The 6,185-nt window shown below is 57.9% G+C and carries 5 protein-coding genes and 2 pseudogenes; 4 read left to right on the forward strand and 3 right to left on the reverse strand.

Annotated elements, in window-relative coordinates; all coding sequences use genetic code 11:
• Positions 1 to 162 precede the first annotated feature (162 nt).
• The 3 genes from QCE88_RS41725 (at position 163) to tnpC (ending at position 2,563) form a co-directional block, all read left to right on the forward strand.
• Positions 163 to 453, forward strand: coding sequence for a transposase (locus QCE88_RS41725; RefSeq protein ID WP_309911898.1), 291 nt, complete (start codon positions 163 to 165; stop codon positions 451 to 453).
• Between the two features lie 118 nt (positions 454 to 571).
• A complete protein-coding gene (gene tnpB, locus QCE88_RS41730; RefSeq protein ID WP_309911893.1) occupies positions 572 to 916 on the forward strand; it encodes an IS66 family insertion sequence element accessory protein TnpB in 345 nt (114 codons plus the stop codon).
• Positions 917 to 946: 30 nt separating this feature from the next.
• Positions 947 to 2,563: an IS66 family transposase gene (gene tnpC, locus QCE88_RS41735; RefSeq protein ID WP_309911895.1), complete on the forward strand. Its 1,617-nt coding sequence runs from the start codon at positions 947 to 949 to the stop codon at positions 2,561 to 2,563.
• Between the two features lies 1 nt (position 2,564).
• Here the strand turns inward: tnpC and QCE88_RS41740 are convergent.
• From QCE88_RS41740 to QCE88_RS41750, 3 genes and pseudogenes are all read right to left on the reverse strand, one after another.
• A pseudogene (locus QCE88_RS41740) lies at positions 2,565 to 3,404 on the reverse strand (tyrosine-type recombinase/integrase); the annotation flags it as partial.
• Complete coding sequence (locus QCE88_RS41745; protein ID WP_309911896.1) at positions 3,397 to 4,359, reverse strand: tyrosine-type recombinase/integrase; 963 nt, start codon at positions 4,357 to 4,359, stop codon at positions 3,397 to 3,399. The gene QCE88_RS41745 and the pseudogene QCE88_RS41740, both read right to left, overlap by 8 nt.
• The gene (locus QCE88_RS41750; protein ID WP_309911897.1) at positions 4,356 to 5,123 is read right to left on the reverse strand and encodes a tyrosine-type recombinase/integrase; all 768 of its coding nucleotides are present in this window, start codon (positions 5,121 to 5,123) and stop codon (positions 4,356 to 4,358) included. The genes QCE88_RS41745 and QCE88_RS41750 overlap by 4 nt, the downstream gene beginning before the upstream one ends.
• 671 nt (positions 5,124 to 5,794) lie before the next feature.
• Between QCE88_RS41750 and QCE88_RS41755 the strand changes: the two are divergent.
• Positions 5,795 to 6,020, forward strand: a pseudogene (locus QCE88_RS41755) (transposase domain-containing protein); the annotation flags it as partial.
• Positions 6,021 to 6,185 lie beyond the last annotated feature (165 nt).

Genomic DNA, 6,185 nt, shown 5'->3' on the forward strand with positions numbered 1-6,185 from the left:
GGCCTTACTGCTACGTCGCCCTCAGGAAATTCCTTTGCCTATGGAAAAGCCAAAAACGCAGGTATCGCGATTGACATGGAAAGTCATATCAGCGGCTCGTCTCGACCATTGTAGGGGGTGACCTCAGTACGCAGCAAAATGATGTCCATCACTTTCGATTTGATGGACACCACTTTGTCAGAGTTCTCAGAGAAGAAGCCGGGTAGTCGAGCGGGCCGTCCGAATTGCCCAAGGGAGCTTCGGGACCGGCTGGCGGCAGCGGCGTGTGAACCAGGCGTCTCCGTTGCGAGACTCGCCCGTGAGAATGGCATCAACGCGAACATGCTGTACACCTGGCGGCGCCGATATCTTACCGAGCGGCACGCTCAGCCTGCCGGCATGCTGCCAGTCGTACTGCTGAGTGACCCACCGACGCAGGCCCCGGCCGCGCCGTCGGCGATTTACAAGCATTAGATGCAAACTCGGCGCCACCTGCGGGCACGATTAAAATCCGAATCGGCCATGTGGTGGTCAAGGTAGATGGTCTGGTCGACGCCGACATGCTGCGTACCGTGTTGGGCAGTCTGCGATCATGATCTCGCTCTCGGCTGGCACGCGTATCTGGGTTGCTGCAGGCGTGACCGACATGCGCTGTGGGTTTCAGGGGCTAGCGGCAAAGGTGCAAACGGCGCTTGAAGAGAATCCATTGGGCGGCAACGTCTACGTCTTCCGAGGCCGCCGAGGCGATCTCATAAAGGTCCTCTGGGCGACGGAGGATGGCATCTGGCTCCTGGCAAAACGTCTTGAGCGGGGCCGCTTTATCTGGCCTCAGGCCGACGGCGGGAAGATTCATCTGAGCTCCGCACAACTGTCAATGCTTCTCGACGGCATCGATTGGCGACAGCCCCGACGCACCGCCGCGTTATCGATGTTGTAAACCGCGCGGAACACTCGTAAACTGCCGTGCATGTCGAACGGCGCCGATCTTCCTGACGATGTCGATCTCCTGAAGGCCTTGTTGGTCGAGGCTCGTAGTCTGCTCGCTGAACGCGATATTGAGATCGATAAGCTCAAGGCACAGATCGACAAACTTCGACGCATGCAGTTCGGCCGCAAATCCGAACAGTTGCAGCGGCAGATAGAGACCCACGAGACCCAACTCGAAGATCTGGCCGCCGGACGCGGCGTTGCAGACGTGCAGCGCGCGCAGGCTCAAGGCGCCAACGCGTCCGCCTCCAACGCAACAACCGGCAACGCGGCTTCGAGACATGCATTACCGGCGCACCTCTTGCGCGAAGATCATGTGCTCGAGCCGGAATCCAGTTGCCCAGACTGCGGTCAAACAATGCAACTGCTCGGTGAGGACATGTCCGAACAACTCGCTCGAGTTGCGGCCGCCTTCAAAGTCATTCGCACGATCCGGCGCAAACTTGTTTGCCCTTGCTGCCACTCCATCAAACAGCCGTCGATGCCGGGACTGCCAATCGAGCGGAGCATCGCCCACCCGAGTTTGCTCGCGGATATCCTCGTCTCGAAATACGCAGACCACCAGCCGTTGTATCGACAATCGGCAATCGCCGCTCGCGACGGCGTCACGCTTGACCGTGCCAGTATGGGGCGCTGGGTCGGCCAATGCGAAGCGTTGTGCGCGCCACTGATTGAGGCGCTGCGCCGATATACGGTATCGACCGCCAAACTGCATGCTGACGATACGCCGATTCCCGTGCTCGCACCAGGCAACAGGAAGACCCGAACAGGTCGTCTCTGGGTCTATGTGCGCGACGATCGTCGCTCCGGCTCCACGCAACCGGCTGCGGTATGGTTCGCATACTCGCCGAATAGGCAAGGCATCCACCCTCAAACTCATCTCACTGGCTTCAGAGGGACGCTACAAGCGGACGCATACGCGGGCTTCGATGAACTGTTCCTGGATGGCTCAGTACTGGAAGCAGCCTGCCATGCTCACGCAAGGAGAAAGTTCTACGATATCCACGTACGAACGCCGTCCGACACAACGCAGAAGGCCCTCGAATACATTGGTGCGTTGTACGACATTGAAGCTTCCATTCGCGGCAAGCCTGCGGACGAACGGCTGCGAATACGGCAGGAGAGAGCCAAGCCACTGCTTCGCATCTACGAAACGTGGCTCAAGACCAAGCTCGAAGCGTTGTCGTCGAAGTCTGACACAGCCAAGGCGATCAGCTACTCGCTTAATCAGTGGCGCGCGCTGACGCTCTATTGCGAAGACGGTACGCTCGAGATCGACAACAACATCGCGGAGAACGCGCTGCGCTGTGTGAGTTTGGGCCGCAATAATGCGCAGCCGGAAGTTATGCGGAGTCCATCACTGTCGAAGAATGCCTTGCGAGTCGCCGAAGCGATCCGCAAGGATTCGCGGTTCGGCGAGCTACGCATAATTACAGCGACTCCAGGAACTGCAGGATGCGGTCCGGTGGTCGATATCGACGATTCTTTACTTGCGGCGGCTGAATCCTGTTCAACGCTTGCTCCTTCATTGTCAGATCAGCTTCCATATAGCCATGTGTTGTCGATGGGCTTTCGTGTCCCAGCCACAAAGCGATGACCGACAGGTCGACGCCTGATTGAAGTAGATGCATGGCAGTCGCATGCCGAACCAGATGAGGAGAAACGCGCCGTCTGGCGAGCTGCGGACATTGGTCCTTCGCGCGCGTTACGGCAATTCTCATCCGATCGGCGACATTGGAGCGCGTCATTGTGTTTCCCGATCGATTTGGAAAGAGCCTCTGACTTGATGCATCCTGGATCTGCGGCAACCACGCCTTTATGAGCCTGGCCGTGGATCGCCATAAAGGTACCGTTCGTTCTTTGCGTCCTTTGCCAAGAATATGAACGAAGGGTGACGTACCCAGGACGACATCACTGACGCGTAGTGCCAGGATCTCCGAGACGCGCGCCTCCGTGTTATACATCGTTGCCAGCAGAACCCTGTCGCGTTGGCCCGACCAGGTGTCCGGGTCTGGCGCCGTTAACAGTTGCTGAATCTCGTCGCGTGACAGGAATCCGACCATAGGTTTATCGCAACGCTTCATCGGCACGGAGAGTGCGCGCTGTATAACGGCCAACGACGCGACGTCACGGTGTGCCGCGTACTTCAGGAACGAACGCAACGCTGCGAGTCGAACGTTACGGGTCCGCGTGCTGTTGCGCCGCTCAACCTCGAGCTGTCGCAGAAACGCCAGGATCAGCGGCGCATCCATGTCCGACAGCGTCAGATCAGTTGGGGACCTGCCAAGGCGATCCGATGCGAACTGAAGAAACAAACGAAACGAATCGCGATAGCTCGATATCGTCTCCGGGCTCACCGCACGTTGCTGCATCAACCGTTCGACGAAGAAGTCCTGCAGAAGCGTCGTGAAGGTAGGAACCTTGCAGGCTTTAGTCATGACGTACCCCTTCGGCAAAGCATGCAAATTTCTGGCTCACGATTTCCATGAGATCGGGAACCGCAGTCAGATACCAGTAGGTATCGCTCGGCTTCACGTGCCCCAGATATGTCGACAGCGCAATCATCCGGTTGTCGACGTTCACGCCGTCCTGATACCACTTGAGGATGCACCGGCACACGAACGTGTGGCGAAGATCATGGATTCTAGGCAACGCGTGGTCACCCCGAGAGGTCCACCCGAGTTGCTCGCGAATCCGCCCGAACACCCAGTGCACTGTTCGGGCCTGCAACTTTCTGCCATTGAGATTCACAAAGAACGAATCGCAAGGCTCTGCGGCGACGACCAGCGCACGGCGAGCAGCGTAACGCTTCATCGCCAGAGTTACGGTAGGATGCATCGGAATAAGGCGCGATTTGTGAAACTTCGTCTCACGCACCGTGAGCGTACGCTCGGCAAGATTCACGTCGTCTCGAGAGAGATTGATGGCTTCCGAGATACGCATGCCGGTTGCCGAAATCAAACCAAACAACGCTTCATATGTAAGCGGTCTGATCGAACCGACGGGTAACATCGCCGCCGACGCCGTGAGGAGTTCGCCGAGCTCCTGCTCCGTGTAGATGTGCGGTGCCAGACGACGATGGGCCCGCCCGCACAATTCGCGTCGCGGAACAACCGTATCGGGATAGAACTGCCTGAGATACTTCGCGAAGGGGCGCATTACCTCGATCCGACGCGCCCAGGTAATGGACCTTTCGCTCGGTGTCGAGTGTGCCCAGGCAAGGGCCAGACTTTCGGTGATCGGACCGCGGTGGTTCACCGTATCCGCGAAGCGGGCGAAGTTCATCAGCACCTGCCCCGAGATCACAAGGTCGAAGTCGAGACAGCGTCGCTCTGCGAGATACGTTTCCACCAGCGATACCATTGTGTGTGCCGATTTGACGGGACGCTTCATGATTTGCTCCCCGGCCAGGGAAGCGCCACGGCCTCCAGGCTTCGCAGGTCGATCTTCGTGTAGAGCGCGGTGGTATCGATGCTCTGATGGCGCAGTACGTCAGCCACTTCTTTCAACGACGATCCGGAACGAAGCAGCCGTCGGGCAACGCTGTGCCTCAGTAGATGGGTTCCAGAGCGGTCAGTCCAACCGCAACGGACATATGCGTCATGCACGGCCTTGTGGAGGCCGCCCGTTCCTAATGGAAGGTCAGCAGGTGCGTAATGGCGTACAAAGACGGCGCGGGAGGTTGTCGTTGCCCGTCGGCCTGACCGGATATAGTCGGCGATCGCATGACCGGTCGGCTCCGGCAGCGGAATGATGTAGCTCCGCCGCGATTTGGTGCGACGGATTTGCAGCGTGCCTTCGCGCCAGTTTAAATCGTCGAGTTGGATCTGCACGACTTCCGCAGCCCGCAACCCAAGATCAGCTAGACAGCGCACCATGGCGTAATCACGTAAGCTTGCCGCAGTCTCGCGATCGAAGGAGTTCAGAAACTGCTCGATCGCGGCGTCAGAAAGCGTTTCAGGCAGCGCCGCCAACCTCCATCCAGCCACGTTTGGCACAGCTGCGTTCAACTCTTCGACCTGATCGTTATATTGCATGGTCCTGAATCGCAGATAACTGCGCAACGTTACGCCCGCTACGTGAGCGGCTCCAGCATTGCATCCGTCAGGGTAGTGCGTAACGAAACGACGAATATCCTGAATCGTTACCAGCTTCATGTCTATGTGTTTTCGACCAAAGCGCTGATGCAAGAAATCGCGAATGATTCGCCCGCGCTGATATCGCGTGCATTCGGCTAGGCCGCAAACGTCCCTGAGATGGTCAGTAAAGCGACGTACCTCCTGTTGCACCGAGTCCGATTCCGCCCGCAGAAACCGCGGGACAGCGCACGCGCCCATGACGACCAGCAAATGCCGAAGTGCAGCATTTACGTCCGCCCGACCCCTTGGAATCGGATCGGGGCATGTACACCGCCGCAAATGATCGTTCACGAAGCTGCAAACAAGTCGATCGTCGACGCGTGCTACGGCTAAACGGTGGGTTGTAAGCCAATACGCAAAGTGCGCGACGCACCTTACGTAGATGTTGATGGTACGAGCCGCGTAGCCGGTATCAACGAGATATTCGCAGTAGCGCGCTGCGAAGGGAGAAAGGACGCTGCGCCACAACCACGCCTGAGGCTGCGGTCGAAGAGGAACCAAGCCGATCATGATGATTCTCCTGAATGGGTTACAACCCAAACAGGAAAGCACCTTTTTATGTGCAGTTTCCTGCAAGCCACAGATCTCTGCAAGGCGCGTCGCACCGGTGCGCGTGACGAGCCGGACGACGCAAACTCCGCATAATTTTTAGCTGCGCATTATTGCGGCAATGCACATAATTGCATTGCCGCAAGAACTTCCTATTTGCGGGCTCCGACAGCGGTGGTGAACGTGCTGCTGCAATGTACTCGTTGATTGGCACATGCGCCCTCAACGACATCGATCCGCGCGCGTACCTAAACTATGTTGCCGAGAATCGCCGACCATAGAATCTCTGTCATCGACGAGCTCTTGCCATGGCGTGTGGCCGAGAAGCTGCACGCGGCGGCGAGTTCACCACATCAAGATATCTAGCCGCTCCACCTGAGGCAATCCTGCGCCCAGGCGCGCACGCCTCTACACACGGCCTAGGCGAGCCGACTGATATGACTTTCCATGTCAATCGCGATACCTGCGTTTTTGGCTTTTCCATAGGCAAAGGAATTTCCTGAGGGCGACGTAGCAGTAAGGCCGACGGTG

Source organism: Caballeronia sp. LZ035 (assembly GCF_031451175.1).
GTDB lineage: Bacteria > Pseudomonadota > Gammaproteobacteria > Burkholderiales > Burkholderiaceae > Caballeronia.

What these genes read in the sequence shown, in the direction of transcription:
- tnpC (WP_309911895.1), top strand. Translation starts at nt 947, where the DNA reads ATGTCGAACGGCGCCGATCTTCCTGACGATGTCGATCTCCTGAAGGCC.
- QCE88_RS41750 (WP_309911897.1), bottom strand. Translation starts at nt 5,123, where the DNA reads ATGAAGCTGGTAACGATTCAGGATATTCGTCGTTTCGTTACGCACTAC.
- QCE88_RS41745 (WP_309911896.1), bottom strand. Translation starts at nt 4,359, where the DNA reads ATGAAGCGTCCCGTCAAATCGGCACACACAATGGTATCGCTGGTGGAA.
- tnpB (WP_309911893.1), top strand. Translation starts at nt 572, where the DNA reads ATGATCTCGCTCTCGGCTGGCACGCGTATCTGGGTTGCTGCAGGCGTG.
- QCE88_RS41725 (WP_309911898.1), top strand. Translation starts at nt 163, where the DNA reads ATGGACACCACTTTGTCAGAGTTCTCAGAGAAGAAGCCGGGTAGTCGA.